General features: G+C 36.7%; 14 protein-coding genes and 1 pseudogene. 4 read left to right on the top strand and 11 right to left on the bottom strand.

Features of this window, described 5'->3' with window-relative positions; translation table 11 throughout:
- Positions 1–75: 75 nt before the first annotated feature.
- From ACM26V_RS02915 to ACM26V_RS02895, 5 genes are all read right to left on the bottom strand, one after another.
- Positions 76–900: a carbohydrate ABC transporter permease gene (locus ACM26V_RS02915; protein WP_416149967.1), complete on the bottom strand. Its 825-nt coding sequence runs from the start codon at positions 898–900 to the stop codon at positions 76–78.
- A complete protein-coding gene (locus ACM26V_RS02910) occupies positions 893–1,825 on the bottom strand; it encodes a carbohydrate ABC transporter permease (protein ID WP_416151776.1) in 933 nt (310 codons plus the stop codon). Before ACM26V_RS02910 ends, ACM26V_RS02915 begins: the two co-directional genes overlap by 8 nt.
- Positions 1,826–1,999: 174 nt before the next feature.
- Positions 2,000–3,382, bottom strand: a complete 1,383-nt coding sequence (locus tag ACM26V_RS02905) for an ABC transporter substrate-binding protein (protein ID WP_416149966.1) — start codon at positions 3,380–3,382, stop codon at positions 2,000–2,002.
- Positions 3,383–3,571: 189 nt separating this feature from the next.
- Positions 3,572–5,359, bottom strand: a complete 1,788-nt coding sequence (locus ACM26V_RS02900; RefSeq protein ID WP_416151775.1) for a sensor histidine kinase — start codon at positions 5,357–5,359, stop codon at positions 3,572–3,574.
- Positions 5,360–5,375: 16 nt separating this feature from the next.
- Positions 5,376–6,923, bottom strand: coding sequence for a response regulator transcription factor (locus ACM26V_RS02895; RefSeq protein ID WP_416149965.1), 1,548 nt, complete (start codon positions 6,921–6,923; stop codon positions 5,376–5,378).
- 211 nt (positions 6,924–7,134) lie between these two features.
- On the opposite strand from ACM26V_RS02895, the gene ACM26V_RS02890 reads away from it, so the two are divergent.
- Both ACM26V_RS02890 and infC read left to right on the top strand, forming a co-directional pair.
- On the top strand, positions 7,135–8,466 hold the full coding sequence (locus ACM26V_RS02890; protein ID WP_416149964.1) for an MFS transporter: 1,332 nt from the start codon (positions 7,135–7,137) through the stop codon (positions 8,464–8,466).
- A gap of 56 nt (positions 8,467–8,522) precedes the next feature.
- Positions 8,523–8,996 carry a translation initiation factor IF-3 gene (infC, locus tag ACM26V_RS02885; RefSeq protein ID WP_416149963.1) on the top strand — a complete coding sequence of 158 codons (474 nt, stop codon included), beginning with the start codon at positions 8,523–8,525 and terminating at the stop codon, positions 8,994–8,996.
- Positions 8,997–9,175: 179 nt separating this feature from the next.
- Here the strand turns inward: infC and ACM26V_RS02880 are convergent, their stop codons facing one another.
- Complete coding sequence (locus tag ACM26V_RS02880) at positions 9,176–10,687, bottom strand: UDP-N-acetylmuramoyl-L-alanyl-D-glutamate--2,6-diaminopimelate ligase (protein WP_416149962.1); 1,512 nt, start codon at positions 10,685–10,687, stop codon at positions 9,176–9,178.
- Between the two features lie 195 nt (positions 10,688–10,882).
- Here ACM26V_RS02880 and ACM26V_RS02875 point away from each other — a divergent pair, with 195 nt between their 5' ends.
- Positions 10,883–12,124 (top strand): hemolysin family protein, encoded by a 1,242-nt coding sequence (locus tag ACM26V_RS02875; RefSeq protein WP_416149961.1) that lies wholly within the window; start codon positions 10,883–10,885, stop codon positions 12,122–12,124.
- Between the two features lie 118 nt (positions 12,125–12,242).
- Positions 12,243–12,669: pseudogene (locus ACM26V_RS02870) on the top strand (SDR family oxidoreductase); the annotation flags it as partial.
- Between the two features lie 81 nt (positions 12,670–12,750).
- Here the strand turns inward: ACM26V_RS02870 and srtB are convergent.
- The 5 genes from srtB to ACM26V_RS02845 all read right to left on the bottom strand — a co-directional run bounded on the left by srtB (position 12,751) and on the right by ACM26V_RS02845 (position 18,473).
- A complete protein-coding gene (srtB, locus tag ACM26V_RS02865; RefSeq protein ID WP_416149960.1) occupies positions 12,751–13,524 on the bottom strand; it encodes a class B sortase in 774 nt (257 codons plus the stop codon).
- A gap of 14 nt (positions 13,525–13,538) precedes the next feature.
- Complete coding sequence (locus ACM26V_RS02860; protein ID WP_416149959.1) at positions 13,539–14,309, bottom strand: ABC transporter ATP-binding protein; 771 nt, start codon at positions 14,307–14,309, stop codon at positions 13,539–13,541.
- Positions 14,299–15,282: a FecCD family ABC transporter permease gene (locus ACM26V_RS02855; RefSeq protein ID WP_416149958.1), complete on the bottom strand. Its 984-nt coding sequence runs from the start codon at positions 15,280–15,282 to the stop codon at positions 14,299–14,301. The genes ACM26V_RS02860 and ACM26V_RS02855 overlap by 11 nt, the downstream gene beginning before the upstream one ends.
- A gap of 22 nt (positions 15,283–15,304) precedes the next feature.
- Positions 15,305–16,270: a heme ABC transporter substrate-binding protein IsdE gene (isdE, locus tag ACM26V_RS02850; RefSeq protein ID WP_416149957.1), complete on the bottom strand. Its 966-nt coding sequence runs from the start codon at positions 16,268–16,270 to the stop codon at positions 15,305–15,307.
- An 85-nt stretch (positions 16,271–16,355) separates the two neighbouring features.
- Positions 16,356–18,473 (bottom strand): NEAT domain-containing protein, encoded by a 2,118-nt coding sequence (locus ACM26V_RS02845; RefSeq protein WP_416149956.1) that lies wholly within the window; start codon positions 18,471–18,473, stop codon positions 16,356–16,358.
- Positions 18,474–18,508: the final 35 nt, after the last annotated feature.

Raw genomic sequence — 18,508 nt, 5'->3', positions numbered from 1 at the left:
AAGCTTGGGAAGCAGAAGAACCGTCCCCGCGCTTCTTAGGAAGCGCGGGGACGGTTCTTTTGCTTCTTAATTTTTTTACTTGATCGATCCCATCATTCCTGCAACAAAGTGCTTTTGCATCAAGAAAAAGATTAATGCAGTAGGTAACGTTGCGATAACGATTGCTGACATAATCACTCCGAAATCAGGAGTATAACTAGATCCTAAGTTTGAAATAAGCAATGGAATCGTTTGGTTCTCTGGTGACTGAAGAACGACTAACGGCCATAAATAATTGTTCCAACTGAGCATAAACGTTATAATTGCCGCTGCTGCATACGTCGTCTTCATCGTCGGTACGTAAATTCGAAGGAAAACTCCTAACTCCGTTAAACCGTCAATCCTGCCCGCTTCGATCATCTCCCTAGGAAACATTTTTGTGCTTTGCCTAAAGAAAAATATTAAGAAAGCCGTTGTCAATGTTGGGAAGATAACAGCTGGGATCGTATCAATGCCTATTCCAGGAAACACTTGAGAAATCTGCCCGAACATTCGAAATAACGGGACCATCAATGCAGCGAATGGAATCATCATCGATAAGAGCAAAATATTAAAGACAATATCTTTTGCTCTACTGCGGAAAATTTCAAAGCCATACCCTGCTAATGAAGCTATAAAAAGAGATAAGACAGTTGTCGTTATCGATATTTTTGCCGAATTCATCAAGGCAGGAACAAGGTCAACGGTTTCTAGTAACGTCTGAAAGTTTTCCCACAAATGCGTGCCCGGCAATAATCGTCCTTGCGTTACATCGACTGACTTGTTCGTAGCACTAATAACCATCCAGAAAAACGGAAAAATCGAAACGATCGAAATAATTGATAGGATGAGGTATATAAAAAATCGTTTCATCTTAGCCATTATTATCACCTGCCACTTTAAATTGAAGGATCGAAAAGAAGACGATTAAAATAACGATCGCATATGAAACAGTTGCTGCATACCCAAAGTCCGGCGTATATTGAAATGAAATGTTATAAATGTATTGAGAAATTGTTAACGTCGCATTCCCCGGTCCGCCACTAGTAATATTCATGACTTCATCAAACAACTGCAGGGTCCCGATCGTCGAAATGATCGATGTAAATAATATAATCGGCTTCAGCATAGGAATCGTAATTTTGAAAAATTGCTGTAAAGCCGAGGCACCATCAATTTTTGCCGCTTCATAAATCGAATAATCTATGTTTTGCAACGCGGATAGATAAAATATCATATTATATCCTGTCCAGCGCCAAGTTATTGCAATAATAATCGTGATTTTTGCCCAAAACGGATCTGTCAGCCACCCAATCGGGTTAGAAATAATCGAAAAATTCAACAGCATCAAGTTTATCAAGCCATCTGTGCCAAACATATATTTAAAAATGACGGCATAAGCAACTAAAGATGTCACACACGGTAAAAAGATGGCAGTTCGAAACCAACCTCTCATCTTCAACTTCTTATCATTCAAAAGCACGGATATAATTAAAGCGAGTACTATCATGACAGGTACTTGAACCAAAAGATATATAACTGTATTTTTTAAAGATGTTAAGAAAGTCGTATCACTAAATAAGCGTATATAGTTATCAATTCCAACATATTCGAGGTTTGTTCCAGCTCCAGATTGAAAAGACAAGATTAGAGCTTGAACCATTGGATAAAAATAAAAGATTGAAATTAACAAGACGGATAAGAGTACAAACGACCATCCAATAAGTCCATTTTTAACCCGATGATTCAACCTTGTTTTTTTCGGCTGATAGCTCTTGATTGGTTTTTCTGATTCAGTCTGTCCCATGTTCTTTGCTGTTTCCACCTGAAGACACTCCTTTCTATCTAAAAATAAAAGAGCTCGAGACCAACTCGTCAGCACCCGTCAGATCGTTTCCCTTCTGAGTTCAAGGCGAAGCGAGCATGTTCTCGAGGCTCCTTCATTTATAAGTTTGCAAAAAGATTGGTAGTATATTGATCGCTAGTTTACTTGTGCTTCCGCGTTCTGTTGAGCGTCTTCTAACACTTGATCAACTTCTTGCCCATTAAGATAATTTTGCATCGCTTCCACGAGAACGTCCTCAATGGCATACGTATGCAAACCGTAGTTTACTTGAGGTATTTCCTCATACCATTCTGCGAAATCAGCCAAGATTGTCTGACCGCCAAAGAACTCATCTTCAACTTGATACGCATCCCCTTCCGAAGCTGGTAAATACGTACCCATAGCTCCTATTTCAGTAATGAAGTCTTGATATAGATCCACATTAGATCCAAAAGTTTTTGCTAAGAAATCAGCCGCGTCTTCTTTCCCTTCGATGTCAAGAACGTACCAAGAACTCCCACCTAAGTTCGATGCATTCACAGAACCTTCCACACCAGGTAAAGTTGGGAGAGGTGCTACCGCCCAGTTTCCTGACTGAGATTCTTCCGCTTTTACAGAAGCTGTAATCCAGTTTCCTGTAGGTACTGATGCAACATCACCACTATTAAATCCTGCTAAGAATTGGCTCCAGTCAGAAACAACTCTTGCTAAGTCCTCATCGAGAAGTTCTTTGTATATTTCAAATGCAACATGAAGCGCTTCGTTGTTAGCTAGGTCAGGAGTAGTCCCATCCTCTTCAACGTACCAAGAACCACTCGTTTGTATCATTAAACGAATGATACCCAGGTCATTTGGATCCAAGGTGAGCATCTGATTTCCAGTCGCCTCTTTAACCTCTTTTCCAATCTCAATGTACTCGTTCCAATCAATATCTTGTAGGTCATCAATACTGTAGCCTGCTTCTTCTAAATAATCAGTTCTTACAAACAATCCTGTAACACCTGTATCAAATGGTAGTGCATAGTTTTCACCGTCTAAACTTGTTGGTGAAATTTTATAATCAGCAAAATCATCTACCTCAAACGAACCAGTTAATGGATAGAAAGATCCAGGGTAAGCCTGAAGAAAACTTTGCGCCCGATAATCTTCAATTAATACAATATTCGGTAAGCCACTCGTAGTACCTGAGCTTAAGCTCGTATTTAATTTTTGAATAATATCATCTTGAGCAAATTCATTAATATTAATCTCAAGATCTGGATTTTCAGAGGCATAAGCTTCTTTTGCTAAATCCATTGCTTTAATGTTAAAATTCGGGTCCCATGCCCAAACTGTAATTGCACCTGCCTCGCCTTCTTCAACAGCTTCATTTTCTTCATTGTTTTCTTCATCATTTACTTCCTCATTATCATTTTCACTTACATTGTCATTCTCATTATTGGATGCCTCTCCACTTGTCGAATCTGAATCATTTCCTGAAGAACATGCCGCTAACAACATGATGCATACTAAAAATAATGTTACCCACATTTTTTTCATTCTTAATTCCCCCTATTTTTAGTTTTTTGTAAGCGCTTTCTCTTACATCATCATGATATCACTTGCAGGCTTCATATCATTAGGATTATATTTTTGCAATTTTGTGATATTTCTATATCTTTTAATATAGAAGCTTTCTCTAACTAAGACTTTTTTTAGATTCTATAACGATTTTTATTATTCCAACACCTATTCCGAAAGAACACTTTGTTTTTTAGGGCTTGGGAGTGTCATACGAGCCTTAGTCCCTTCGCCAATTTTACTACTTATTTCTACACCATAATCTTCTCCATAGATTAACTGAATCCGTTCATGAACGTTCCGTATCCCTATTCCTGAAAACTGTTGTTTTTTCTGTTTCTTTTCAGGAAATTTCTTGTCATTTGAAACTTCCATTCCATCACCGTTATCCATCACTTCACAGACCAACCAATCCCCCTCTTTCCAGACCATCACATTAATTGACCCTTCTGGCTTTTGATTGAATCCATGAAAGAAAGCATTTTCTACAAATGGTTGCAAAATCAATTTAGGAACATGATACTCCTTGCATTCAGGTGCAACGAAATAATTCACTTTGATTCGATTGCCATAACGTTTCTGATTTATGAAGACATAGTTTTTTAAATTCTCGATCTCTTGCTTCATTGTGACCGTTTCTCTAACATTACCAATCGTATTTTGTAATAAAGAAATAAACGAATGAATCATATGCGCAGCATCCTCTTTTCCACCCTGCTGTACCATAAATTTGATCGATGTCAGTGTATTATATAGAAAGTGAGGATTAATTTGATGTTGCAGTGTCGCCAATTCAGCATTTCGTTTTTGCTTTTGTGATAACATCAGTTGTTCAACATATTCATGAAGCTCATCTAACATTGAATTAAAGGCATTACCTATTTGTCTCGTTTCATACGTTCCAGTAACCGAAACGTATTGATGAAAATCATGTTTTGGAGTATTTCCTATTTGTTTCACAAGCTTTGATAATGAACTTGTTATTTTTCTAGAAAATATAAAAACAATAATTAATGCGATGAAGACAATCCCCATTACAAGTAGCGCAATTTCTTTTTTATCAATAACACCTTCCGTTACAACTTCTCTATCAATCGTATTGATTAAGTACATATCAAAAAAAGGTAGATATTCACTTAATATAATATGATCCTTCCCCATGAATTCTCTATTTATATAATCTTGTGATTCTGTTTCAATTTCTTTTACATATGAAAATAGATCTGTTTCTGTCTCTCCAATTAAGTCTGTTCGGTTACTCGATACAATAACGCTAGACATATCCATTAAATACACATCATTTCCAGGACTTGTAAAGCTGTTGTAAAACTGTCTGAAATCCTCCTCTTTCATTGCAAAGTTTACCGTACCATAGACTTCACCAGAAATTCGTTCCATAAGCGCTTTAGAAGCAATAATTATCTGCTCCTCATCTTCGATTTCCGTTTGACTCGGCCGGTAATATTGATACATAAGTCTTCGAGGATCATCTAATGTGTTAGATGTTATTTCATGCTCAGACCAATCTTCATCAGACATCTGCCAATATGGACGTTGCGTTGAAAAACTAATTCCCTTCATTCCAACAAGCATAATTCCTGCCTCATAGGTATCAAGATTGGCCTTAATCGAATCGACATGATTATTTAAATGATAGTAAGCATTCATTAAATCAGCATTTGTATGTTCTCTCGTAAGAATTGTTCTAATTGTACTGTTTTGTTGCAGATGATTGGATGCACTCACAATGGAATAATTAAATGACTCGAAGTTACCTGTTATTTGATTCAAGACTTTTTCATTTGTAATACTAAATGTGTCGATGAAAAGACGCTCCGACATTCGAAGCGTTGTGAGTGTAATTGTTATCGATACTGCAACTATTATAATTAAAGTGAAGAAGAATAATTTTATAAATAAACCATTATGTTTTATCCTATCTCGTATAAATGCCATCATGTATTCCTTTCTATCATTTATATTGTTTTCTTCTGTACTGGCTTGGTGATAATCCAATTATTTTTTTGAAAACTTTACAAAAGTAACTGTGATCCGAATATCCGACCATGCCACTAATCTCAGAAATAGATGAAGAACTTGATCTAAGCAATTTTATCGCTTCTTCAATTCGAATTTTATTCAAGTATTCTATGAAACCTTCTTTATTATGCGCAGCAAAATAACTAGATAAATAAGAAGGATTAAAGTGAAAATGTTTTGCTATTTCTGATAAACTCATCGGCTCCATATAATGATCCGAAATATACTCTATAAGCATTTTCATATTGGGATTTTCAGCTTCGCTTTGCTGTTTAAAAATACAATGTCTTGATTCATCAACAAATTGATCCAATTGGTAGACAACTTCTTTCGCTGTCGACGCCTCATCAATCGATGTCATATAGGAATATTTCTTTTTCTCCAAATCCTTTACATTATAATCCATATTTCTTAGCAGAATCGTAATGGTGAAAATGATATTGTTAAAAAACGATTTATATTCAAATATATCCATACTTCGTATTTCAGTTATTAACTGAACATGTTTGTCTAAATAGCTAAAAGCAGCTTCAAAACGTTCCCGTTTCAATTCTTCTGTAAACCGTTCCAAATTAAAATGTACCAACTTTGCTGGAGCCTTTAGCATTTGCTCGTGTATCATAACAGTCCGTTCTGGATAATAAAATCTACATTTAATCAGTTTTGAAAGACTCTCATTGTAAACCTTCTCTAAATGGGAAAAATCAGTAAAAACATCACTTAATACATAGCTAACATTTGCTTTGATCACTTTAGAGATATAAACAACGATATTGTCCAATTCATTACTGTTTCTATTAATTAAGAAAAATAACGTATTCTGATGTGATTTAAAGAAATGAAAAACTGTTTGAAACTGATTGTTTTGCGATGCTAATTCGAATTTTTCCTTTATCTCATTTAATATTGGTAGACTTTGCTCAGACTTTAGGTTATTTATATCGATTCCTAATAAAAAATAGTTGCTGTAAGGCAAAAATTGTCTCATCTCTTCCTTATCAAAATTTACTTCAAACCCAGAAATTAATTTGTCGATAATCCGATCAACTGACATATCAACATTTCCATGTTTCTCTTTCATATTTAATCCGGTTACTCTACTAGCTGCTGTTTTTAATGCTTTAAGTAATGTGTCTGCTTCAAGTTTTGGTTTTAAAATATAATCAACGACACCACTTTGAAAGCTAGATCGCACGTAATCAAATTCCCCATAGCTACTTAAGATCAACACCTCAATATTTTGATACTTTTCCTTTACTATTTTTGTTAATTCTTCCCCATCCATAATCGGCATCACAATATCTGTAATAATAATATGTGGAGTCACAGATTCAACCAAATCTAGCGCCTCTTGCCCGTTCGATGCTTCACCAACAATCAGAAAACCTTCCTCTTCCCAATCGAAGTAATGTTTAATCCCTTGTCTAATTAGGGTTTCATCATCGACAATAACGACTCTGCAAAGTTCAGTATCAATCAAAATAACCCCTCCTATTAAAGATAACGCTTACATACTTTCATTTTATTATATACTTTTTATGCTAATTTATGGATGTTTATTTTTTATTTGAAATACGAAAGCAGCACTAAGAAACTCGGACGGGGGAAGCGCGGGGACGGTTCTCTTGCTTCCTGAGATATGTTGCATATAAAATTAGGCATATAAGTTTCATTGAGAGGCGGAGTTGATAATGACAGATACTTATACTGACAAATCAAGATCAATAGAAAAGCAACCTGAATGGTTACGAAAATACATTCATTCTCCTGAAAAACAAAAAAAATTATACAAACGAACATTAATAATTGTTATTTTTTCACAAATTTTTGGTGGAGCTGGACTTGCAGCAGGAATCACCGTGGGAGCGCTTCTTGCTCAAGAAATGCTAGGGACAGATAGTTTCGCTGGACTTCCGGTTGCGTTGTTCACGTTGGGTTCTGCTGGTGGAGCGTTTCTTATCGGAAAACTGTCGCAACGATTTGGACGACGTTTAGGACTATCATCAGGGTTTTTGGCAGGAGGAATTGGAGCCATCGGTGTTGTAATTTCTGGATTAACTGGTAGTGTTCTACTTCTGTTTGCTTCGCTATTAATCTATGGCGCTGGTACTGCGTCAAATTTACAGGCGCGTTATGCAGGTACCGACTTAGCAAATACTAGGCAACGAGCAACCGCAGTTAGTGTTGCATTGATGGCAACGACATTTGGTGCTGTTGCAGGTCCGAATTTAGTCGGTATCTTAGGTGACTTCGCGATGTCCATTGGATTCCCTGCTTTAACAGGCCCGTTTATGCTAGCAGCAACAGCGTATATTCTTGCAGGTTTGGTTCTACTCATTTTCCTTCGGCCAGATCCGTTTATCGTTGCAAAAGCCATTGCAAAAGTCAATGTCAAAAATGAAAGCAATCCTCCTGATGAGCTTTCCGATAAAACATCTCAACCTCAGCAATTCAACAAACGCGGTGTATTTCTTGGTGCTTCCGTGATGATTGTTACGCAAATTGTGATGGTTGCGATTATGACGATGACACCTGTACATATGGGACATCATGGACATGCATTGAGTGCCGTAGGATTAATCATTAGCATTCATGTCGCTGCGATGTATCTTCCTTCACTACTTACTGGAATGCTCGTTGACAAGATTGGCCGCATGCCCATGGCAGTTGCTGCTGGTGTTACTTTGCTAGCTTCAGGAGTTCTTGCCGCTGTCGCACCACCTGACTCAGTGCTAGTACTTACTATTTCGCTAGCTTTACTTGGACTAGGTTGGAACTTTGGTTTGATTAGCGGTACGGCGCTTCTCGTGGATGCAACAAATCCATCTAAGCGTGCAAAAACGCAAGGATCTGTCGATGTCTTCATTGCTTTGGCAGGTGCATCAGGCGGGGCACTATCTGGTGTAATCGTTGCGTACTCTAGTTTTTCAATGCTGTCACTTATCGGAGGAGTTCTTTCACTCTTGCTCATTCCTGTCGTGATCTGGTTCCGCAACAATCAACAAACAAAATCGCCATTTTAATAAATCCAATTTCGAAAAAATGGACATATACTATCTAAATATTGGAGGTTTTCATTATGATTAAAAACAATAAAATCAGGGCAGACGAGGTTCATCTCACAGGTATCGACGGAGAAGATCTAGGCATTATCAAAACTTATGATGCGCTAGCAATGGCGAAAAAACACAAGGTAGATTTGGTATGTACATCGATTACGTCTTCCCCTCCACCTTGCAAGCTGATTGGTTCAGGCGCTGTAAAACAAGAAAAACAAAAAGATAATAAGAAAAAAAATCGCAAACCTAAAGTGAAAGAGATCCGGCTTACGTCAAATATTGAAGAGCATGACTATGAAACGAAAAAAAGACGTGCAGAACAAATTCTACAGTCTGGTGATTCTGTTTCTTTCATTGTAAAAGGCAAAGAAAGTGCGAAGTCGAAACAGCTAATTGAAAACCTATTAAAAGATATCAGCTACATTGGCAATAAAAAGACAGGCATTCAAATGAGCGGGAAACAAACCTCTGTCCAAGTCGATCCTTTCGAATAAAAGCAAGAGAACCGTCCCCGCGCTTCCTCGGAAGCATGGGGACGGTTCTTTCGGTTGAAAGTTTGTGTTAGTATTTAGGAATTTATATCAATAAATCGATTTTAAGGATTTTTCAGAAGTCAATCTTTCTATTCCCAACAACAAAAACCTTTCCGCTGATTATTCAAGTAATTCTCGGCTTACTTACAAACAGATACCTCTTGAAGATATGTTTGTGAATTGCTACTGTCCAAAAATTCTTTAACATGATCATAATCATGATATGGAACTTTCTTCCCTTTAATAATTTGAAATTCTTCCATACATAGACCAGTTATTAATATCAGGTCTCCTTCTTTAGTAAGCTCCATTGCTTTCTTAATCGCTTCCCCTCGATTTAATACGGGATGAACGTTCTCTGTCATAAGCTCAAACCCAGCTATCACATCGTTAACAATAACTAATGGATCTTCATTTCCAGGATGATCAGCTGTTACAACAATCTCATCCGCTCTCCCCTCCACCGCTTTCGCTATCGGTGCCCGAAGAGATTTTTCTCTAATGCCAATTCCAGTAATCATAATGATTAAACGTTTGTAAGGAATGGGCTTTATTGTTTTAAGTAAATTATCTAACGCGTACGGAGTGTGAGAAAAATCAAATATCATTTTTCGATTAGGGAACTCAGCAATGAGTTCGAGTCTCCCTGGCGGACCTTCAAGTTTATGAAGAAGTGGCAGAATTTCTTTAATCGCTAAACCTTTTGCGAGACATACACAAAGGCTAGCAAGGAAATTATAAATGTTGTGTGTACCTAGTACTGGTATATAAATATTATACTGGTGATCTTTAATAAGCAAATCAAAGCAACTACCGTTCTCTGTAGGTTTCAAATTTTTCGCTTGAACGGTAGCGTTATGATGAATGCCGTATGTCCAAAGTTCCCCTTTGAACGTTGAAATAATATCCTTACTCATACCCACATCATCAGTATTTACTACTGCCACATTTGCATGTTCAAATAACCTTAATTTCGCTTTCTTATAATTATCAAACGTTCTGTGATAATCTAAATGTTCTGGATGAAGATTTGAATGCACTGCAATGTCGAAATGTAGCCCATACAGCCTTTCTTGATCAATACCTATCGATGTTGTTTCCATTACTACTGAAGAAATATCCTTTTTTCTCATTCGTCTTAAATGAGCGTGTAGGTCGGACGATTCTGGTGTTGTAGGTGTGCTTCTGTGGAGAGTAAGAGAACTATTGTTATCCCAAACACCAGCGGTACCTATAGATCCCGTTTTAATTTCTGAACTATTTAATAAGTTCCAAATATAAGCAGTAATAGTCGTCTTACCATATGTACCCGTTACCCCTATTAAAGACATCTCTTTATGAGCATGGTTTTGTAGATAAGAGGAATAAAGCGCAAGCGCTTTTTTAGGTTCTCTGACAAGAACAAATTGAACATCAGTATACCGCTTTGCATTCTCAATCATTACAACCTGCTTGTCCCCAATAATTTGAACTGCTCCTTGTAACACTGCCTTTTCTATATATAAATGACCATCTGTATTATCTCCTTTTATACAAACAAAACAGCCATTATTCGTTATTTTTCTAGAATCATAGTTTATATCAGTGATCTCTTTTGGAGCAGGACCGATGGTATATAGTAATTGTTCTTTTAAAATTTGAGGAAGATTCATGTTAGACTCCAATCATTAGTTATGCATAAGTTATACAAAAGTTATAAACATATATATTTATCTTATTGTACCCATTAAAACAAACCGCTAAACTAACATTATTAGGAAACAGGAAGCGCGGGGACGGTTCTCTTGCTTCCTTATGAATAATTTACGGACAATAGCTAGAAATTAATGATGGGGAGTGATAAAAGCATGGATGTTTCTTTGAGAGTTCTTTTATTTTTACTAATTCTTTTAATTTTATCTGCCTTTTTTTCTTCATCGGAAACGGCTTTTTCTAGTGTAAATGCGATTCGATTAAAGACAATGACTGAAGCTGGAGACAAAGGTGCTAAAAAAGCACTTCATATTACTAATAATTTTGACGAGGCCCTTTCGACAATCCTTGTCGGAAATAATCTTGTCAACATTGCTGCAGCAACTCTATCTGGACAACTGGCTGCCCAATTATTTGGTGCTAACTTAGGAGCAATTATTAGTACCATAGTTGTTACTGGATTTATTCTTATTTTCGGAGAAATCCTCCCTAAATCATTTGCGAAAGAATATGCTGAATTATTCACATCAAAAATTTCGGCGATTTTACTACTGTTAATGAAAATTATTTATCCTGTCAACTGGATTTTTCTCAAACTAAGAAAATTTGTTGGATCATTAGTAAATAAAAATACCACATCACCATCCATGACCGAAACAGAATTAAAAATGATGGTTCAGATCGGTGAAGATGAAGGAATCATAGGTGAAAATGAAAAACAGCTTGTTCATCGTTCATTTGAATTTAATGACATTGTCGTGGAAGAAATTTTCACGCCACGAACAAACATGGTTACTTGCAATATCAATGACAATGCTGAAAAGATTAAAAATATATTTTTTAGAGAGCGTTATTCTAGAATTCCAGTGTTTGAAGATCATATTGACAATATCATTGGGGTTTTATCTGAAAGGGATTTTTTAAAGGCTTTTATTCAACAATCAGAAATTAATTTGAAACAGTTAGTAAGAACTCCAATTTTCGTTGTAGAGTCGATGAAAATACATACGCTATTACCACAACTGCAAAATGTGAAATCACATATGGCAATCGTTATTGATGAGTATGGCGGAACGGCTGGTTTAATAACAATGGAGGATATGTTAGAAGAAATTGTCGGAGAAATTTATGATGAGCACGATGATGTTGTTAAAAGGTTTAAACAAATTGATACTTCGACTTTTCAGTTTCATGCAGATTATCCTCTTGATGATTTTGCTCGGCTTACAAATGTGGAATTACCTGATACGACTTATTTCACAATTGGTGGTTGGCTGCAAGAAGAATTCCAACGAATTCCTGTTCAAGGAAATAGCCTTAATTATGACCATTTAATTATCAAAATTAAGGAAGCTGATGAACGTAGAATCTATTCTGTCATAGTTCAACTCACCTAGAAAAATCTTAAACGTTCTGTATTGCCATCACACCTCCCACGTTTTTCTCTGAAGATGCTGGACAATTATTCACAAAGAGCATTTCGAGCAGGACAAATATCTGATGACGGATTTGTGGCTGATTGTAGAAATATTAGATAGACATTACCTGGTAAATGTTCCTGGAACAACATTATTGAGTAGTATATTTGCAAGTAAGATTTAATAAAAAATCGGGTAGAATAGTTAATATTTCTTCCGGACAGTTTAAAGGCCCATGCTTGGGGAGTTAGCATATGCTACAATAAAGGGAGCGTCGATGCTTTAACAATTACATTGTCGGCTGAGTTAGCGCCTTTAGGTATAACAGTCAATGCGATAAACCCATGGAATCTGATACTGGCTGGATGACATAGGAAATAAAAACACAATTAAAGTCGATGTTTCCTTTCGGTAGAATTGGTGAGCCGAAAGAGGTTGTAAAAACGATAAAATTTCTAATGAGTGATGAAGCAGATTGGATTACAGGTCAGGTTATTCTTTCAGAAGGTGGATATAAAAGATAGATCATACAAAAAGGCTCTCAACTTAGAGCCTTTTTTGTTTTAAGATAGAAACAGCCCCTCTGCTCCCTCTCTACTTAATACCTATCTCTCAACAATCCTAGCATGGACAACTAATCTTCCTTCTTCAGAATCCAAAGTAGAATCACATGTTGATAATGTTAAAATATTGTCTTCCGCTGTAAGATTTCTCTCGGTATCAAACTGTGATTTCTGTTGTATCTCTTGCAAAAAGTGAAGGTAATCATCATCCGTATCAAAATCTGTTTCGATATAATAAAAATCCGTTGTACTTAAATAAACAGAAATAATCTCGACATCATATTTTTCATATAATGTATCGTAGTAAAAGGTTTGATTAGCCAAAAAAAATTCTTCGTCTAAAAACTTATCTAGTTGTCCAAACATTGATCCATCCCTCATATTATGCCCATACACTATCGTGTTTCGTGGTATCTCTGAAGAATCATTTCGAAAATCCATGAACAAACTTCCTGCTCTAGTTTCTTCTTTCTTATAATTACGAAATAAATAATAGTCATTATCCTTTGCTTGCAGTACTGGGTAGTCCACGTTCGTATTATCTATCGTTATCCATCCGACAATATCCTGATTAATTTGTAGCAATTCTTCAAATTGAGAACGGATCTGCTTTTTATCATGTGTGACAATTTCATCTGGTACGCTACTATCGTAAATCGATTGCGCTTCAGCAAGGACCTCTCTATTAGTGTAGTATCCATAGAAAATATCAACTACTTTATAGGTAGAAAACAGGATGACCGAAAGAATAAGTAATGTCACCATTCTGTGGAAGAAGCTTTTTTTCTTACTAGTATTAAGTCGCTTTTTATCCATCTTCTTTCCCACCTTTATATTCCAATCGGGATAATATGTAATCCTGTATCTTTATCGTCTCGTAAAACGACATCAACACCGTAAATGTGCTTCATTGTTTCCTTTGTAATTACTTGCTTCGGCGTCCCCTTCATATAGACTTCTCCGTCTTTCATTACAATTATTTGATCGCTGTACTTTATTGCTTGATTAATATCGTGGAGAACCATTAAAATTGTCAATCCGTACGCCTTATTCAAACCCTTAATAAATTCTAATACTTCAAATTGATAATAAATATCTAAATAAGTCGTCGGTTCATCTAATAATAATAATGACGTTTTTTGCGCTAATGACATGGCAATCCAAACGCGTTGTTTTTCCCCACCAGATAACTTATCTATTGTTAATTTTCTTTTTTCGGTTAAATTTGTACATGATAGCGCCCATTCTACTGATTCTCTATCTTCATCTCTCGGTTGCTGGAAAATACTTTTGTATGGTAGCCGTCCAAAAGCAACGATATTTTCTACTGTCATATCAGATGGAGCTTCATTCTGTTGGTGAACGATCGCTAGTTTTTTAGCAAATTCCTTCGGTTTATAATGAACGGAATCTTTACCATCTAGCACAACCTGACCAGTTTCGGCAGTCAAGTGTCGGCATAACACGCCTAATAATGTTGATTTCCCACTGCCGTTTGGGCCAATAATCGTTGTGATTTCACCCTTTTCCACCGATGTATTAATTGATTTCAACAATTTCACTTTCTTGTCATACGAAAATGCTATATCTTTAATCTCCATAAATACCTCCACTCTTTCTTATTAAAAATATTAGAAAGGGTCCACCAATAATTGCCATAATGATTGAAGCTGGAATTTCATTCGGTGCAATGATCGTTCTTCCTAAAGTGTCAGCTGTCAATATGAGTAAGGCTCCACAAATAGCGGAAAAAGGGATAAGAACTTTATGGTTATTCCCAACTAAAATACGTGCTGAGTGTGGAATAAGTAACCCAACAAATGCTATAACTCCAGCTATTGCCGTTGAAACAGCCGCTAAATGAACAGCAACAATGGAAATAAGTATTCGTGCACGATGAACTCGAAACCCTAAATTTTTTGTTGTCTTATCTTGAAGCGCTAAAAGATTACACCAAGAAAATAGCAAAAATGAAAGAATAAGTCCAATGGAGCCATAAAGAACCATCACATCAACATCACTCCACGTCTTCATCGATAACGTAGAAGTCGTCGCTTGTGTAATGCTTGTGACTGCATAACTCCCACGATAATTAAATGATTCATTTAAACCTGAGAATATTGCATTTACAGCTACCCCAATTAATATGAGGCGAAGAGGACTGAGTCCAGACTTCCAAGAAAATGCATACACTAAAAAGCAGGCAAACGCTCCACCAAAAAATGCTAGTAACGGCGACCAAAAAAACAGATGTGGAAAAAACGAAAGTACGAAAATAGAAACAAAGTTTGCTCCTGAAGAAATCCCAATGATCCCCGCTTCCGCTAATGGATTTCTCATCACCGCCTGTAACAGTAACCCTGATACAGCCAAACAGGCGCCGACAAATAAAGAGATGATAATTCTCGGTAAGCGGAGATCTTTAATGATCTCTACTTTTTCATTTCCACCCATCAATAATCCATTAATAAGTTCTATACTAGTGACATCCAAACTCCCCATTGTGGCAGATTTCAAGATCACAAAAATCAGAAGGGTCGTAGCCACAATGAAGCTAATTACTATTTTTCTCATTGTTAACATCCTCTATATTGTCTTAGTTTTCTGGATAAAGCATATTCATTAATACGTCTAACGACTCTACAACTCGAATCGTTCCCGTTGTCGGAAACAGGAGTTCTTCTAAGTCATAAACACGATCATTTTGTACAGCATTAAAGTGCTTCCATATATCATTTGCTTTAAACTCTTCATCGAACATTTCAATGACTTCTTCAGGCATGCCATGGGCGGCTCTTAAAATAACATCTGGATTTGCTTGCTGTAAGTACTCCGTATTGGATGCAAGAAATTCGACAGATTCCCCTTCAACGATATTTTCCCCTCCGGCAATTTCCACTAGGTTCCCTATATAAGAGTTTTCTGTAGCAACCAAATAACTTCCAGGCACACCTAGTAATATCAAGACAGTCGGAGACTCTTTTCCTGCCACTTCTTTTTCTATTTCCGAGATTTTTGTGTCAAAAGTTGCAAGGAGCTCTTCAGCTTGCGTTTCACGATCGTATTTTTCTGCAAACCTGTCAATCTCCTTTTTCATTCCTTCGAGGCTCTGTAAATTTAAAAAGTGTATTTCCATATCCTGATCTTCAAAATATGGGGCAAGATCATATTCTAACGATGTCACAGAAAGAACTTCCGTTGGTTTCATTGACTTTAGCAATTCCATATCTGGCGTTTTTGCATTCCCAACAACTGTCGCGTCATCGTATCTTTCCGGTAAATCTTTATACGATTTCGGCACACCAATCAAGTCAATTTCTAACGCATCGGTTATTTCAGCAACGGCAACACTCGTCGAGACAACTCGATGTTCTGTGTCAATGTCATTTTGATTTTCATTTTCTTCGTTTTCTTGGTTTCCGAATTCTTCTAGATTCATATTTTCCGTATCCGAATCATCGTTAGAATGACCACTTCCTGCTGTGGAACTGCATCCAATTATTGTTATGGAAAGCAAGAGAACTATGAATAAAACAAATTGTGTATGCTTTTGTACGAACATGTTTACGCACGCCTCCAATTTTGAAAAGAATCAGTCATGGCGCCATAAGGTGCACCACAACTGATTCGTTCATTCTTTTAAAAAATTATAGTGTTCCTAAGCGATATTTTCTTACGATAAAACCAATAGATCCAATAAGCATGACGACGTAAAGTAGTAATCCCATCGTGTCACTTGTCTTTGAATTTGCAACTTTGTCTGTTGATTTATTCTTTTTCACATCAGTTATCTCATCACCGTTACGATCAAATTCTAAGCCCTCTTCATTTGAATCATTCTCATCTCCAGAAGTTCCTTCGCCATTGTCAGTTTCATCTGACGAGTTATCACCATTTGAAGTCTCTGGTGATTCTATTGAATTAACAGGCTCAGGAGTATATTCTCCTTGTAAACTTTCAATACTTTCAGGGTCAAATTGGAATTGAACTGTATAGTGATTGTCATAGTTTATATTAGGTACAGCAACATGTGTATAAGCATCCAATTTCATTGTTAAATCAGATACATGAAACCTTACAGTTCTTGTATCATCGGCTTCATTGGAACTTACAACTTCTGCATCTTCGTAGCTACCATTTTGGTTGACTTGTAAAAATTTAATCCAACTACTATTTGTGAGAGTGATATGAATATATGATTCACCATCTAAAACCTCTAAGAGTGCTGGCTTTAATGTGTAGTCATCCATCACAGATATGTCATCTGTACCATTCTTTAATACTGAAAAATCTATTGTATATTTTCCATCTTCAAACTCCACTTCATCTCCTGTTGTCGGCTCTGGTGTTGGTTCCGGAACTGGATTAGGCGTTGGTGTTGGTTCTGGTGTAGGATCATATTCATCCGCTGGTACGAGACTATCTAAGTCAAAACTTATATCGACATCGTACTCATTGTAATAATTTAGTGCTGCCCAATCTATTTTGACCCACCCATTAACAATAGAAGATAAGTCTTCCACTGGAAAACCTACGACTCTTCTATTCGCTTCTGCATCTTCACTTATAATTTCTGTTTCTACTAAGTCACCATCGACTTGTACTTTAAAACTCGTGATTTCTGCACTTTGTTTTAACGTTAAGGAAATAAATTTCTCGCCGTTCTCAACTAATAAACTTGCGGGTTTTACTGTGTAACCATCCATAACTGACGTTTCTTCCGTACCATCTTTTAGAAATGTAAAATCAAGCTTATATTCTCCATCTTCAAGGTCTACATCTTCAACTGGTTCTTCCGGTGTTGGCTGTGGTTCTGGTTCTGGTTCTGGTTCTGGTTCTGGTTCTGGTTCTGGTTCTGGTTCTGGTTCTGGCTCTGGTGTTGAAATTCCATCTACTGCTTCAACACTTGCTGTATTAAAGGAAATTCGGAACGGTCTTGTTGCACTATAAGTTCCTACTACCATCGATACTTCTGCATCAATGACTTCTGATAGATTGTTAATCTCAAATTTTACGCTTCGTGTATTTTCTTCTTCGTTTGTATTTACGACCTCTCCTGCAACAAACTCATCGCCTTGCTTTAACTCAAGTCCCGTAATTGTCGAACTATCATTTATTGTCAAGGTGACATACTTTGTCCCATCTTCCACTGTCAGATCTGCTGGGTTAATTAAATAATCTCCCATACTTGATGGATTATCATTATCGGCACGCAATGTCGTAAATGCCACCGTATAGTCTCCATCTTCTAAGTCAACATCTTCAACCGGTTCTTCTGGTGTTGGGTCTGAGTCTGAGTCTGGAACTCGTGGAAGATTATCTGTATCAAATTTCACATCAACATCATATTCGTTGTGATAATTGACTAATGGCCAATCTATTTTGACCCACGCTTGTTGAATCGACGATACGTCTTCTACTGGAAAACCTACGACTCTCGTATTCGCTTGTGCGTCTTCACTCACAACATCTGTGTCGACTAGTTCTCCGTCTACTTCTACTTTAAAACCAGTTATTTCTTCGCTCTGTCTCAAAGTTAAAGAGATGTACTGTTCACCATTCACTACCGATAAATTTGCCGGTTTTTCAGTGTAACCATCCATCACGGAGGCATCTCCTGTCCCTGCCTTTAAGAAAGTGAAATTAAGCGAATATTCACCATCTTCTATGTCGTCAGCTGCTTGAGCAACAATCGGTGTCGCTGTAGGTGAAAGTAATAAAACAATCATAAGAACGATAAATAGTTTTTGTATAAGATTCTTCACTATGACATTTCTCCTTTTTATCTATATTGGTACAT

This window comes from Salipaludibacillus sp. HK11 (genome assembly GCF_047795645.1).
Lineage (GTDB): Bacteria > Bacillota > Bacilli > Bacillales > Salisediminibacteriaceae > Salipaludibacillus.
Note: the sequence above shows the minus strand (reverse complement) of the source record. Positions and strands in the feature narration are given on the sequence as shown.

Coding starts and splice junctions, on each gene's coding strand:
- ACM26V_RS02915 (WP_416149967.1), bottom strand. CDS start 900: ATGGCTAAGATGAAACGATTTTTTATATACCTCATCCTATCAATTATT.
- ACM26V_RS02910 (WP_416151776.1), bottom strand. CDS start 1,825: ATGGGACAGACTGAATCAGAAAAACCAATCAAGAGCTATCAGCCGAAA.
- ACM26V_RS02905 (WP_416149966.1), bottom strand. CDS start 3,382: ATGAAAAAAATGTGGGTAACATTATTTTTAGTATGCATCATGTTGTTA.
- ACM26V_RS02900 (WP_416151775.1), bottom strand. CDS start 5,359: ATGGCATTTATACGAGATAGGATAAAACATAATGGTTTATTTATAAAA.
- ACM26V_RS02890 (WP_416149964.1), top strand. CDS start 7,135: ATGACAGATACTTATACTGACAAATCAAGATCAATAGAAAAGCAACCT.
- infC (WP_416149963.1), top strand. CDS start 8,523: ATGATTAAAAACAATAAAATCAGGGCAGACGAGGTTCATCTCACAGGT.
- ACM26V_RS02880 (WP_416149962.1), bottom strand. CDS start 10,687: ATGAATCTTCCTCAAATTTTAAAAGAACAATTACTATATACCATCGGT.
- ACM26V_RS02875 (WP_416149961.1), top strand. CDS start 10,883: ATGGATGTTTCTTTGAGAGTTCTTTTATTTTTACTAATTCTTTTAATT.
- srtB (WP_416149960.1), bottom strand. CDS start 13,524: ATGGATAAAAAGCGACTTAATACTAGTAAGAAAAAAAGCTTCTTCCAC.
- ACM26V_RS02860 (WP_416149959.1), bottom strand. CDS start 14,309: ATGGAGATTAAAGATATAGCATTTTCGTATGACAAGAAAGTGAAATTG.
- ACM26V_RS02855 (WP_416149958.1), bottom strand. CDS start 15,282: ATGAGAAAAATAGTAATTAGCTTCATTGTGGCTACGACCCTTCTGATT.
- isdE (WP_416149957.1), bottom strand. CDS start 16,270: ATGTTCGTACAAAAGCATACACAATTTGTTTTATTCATAGTTCTCTTG.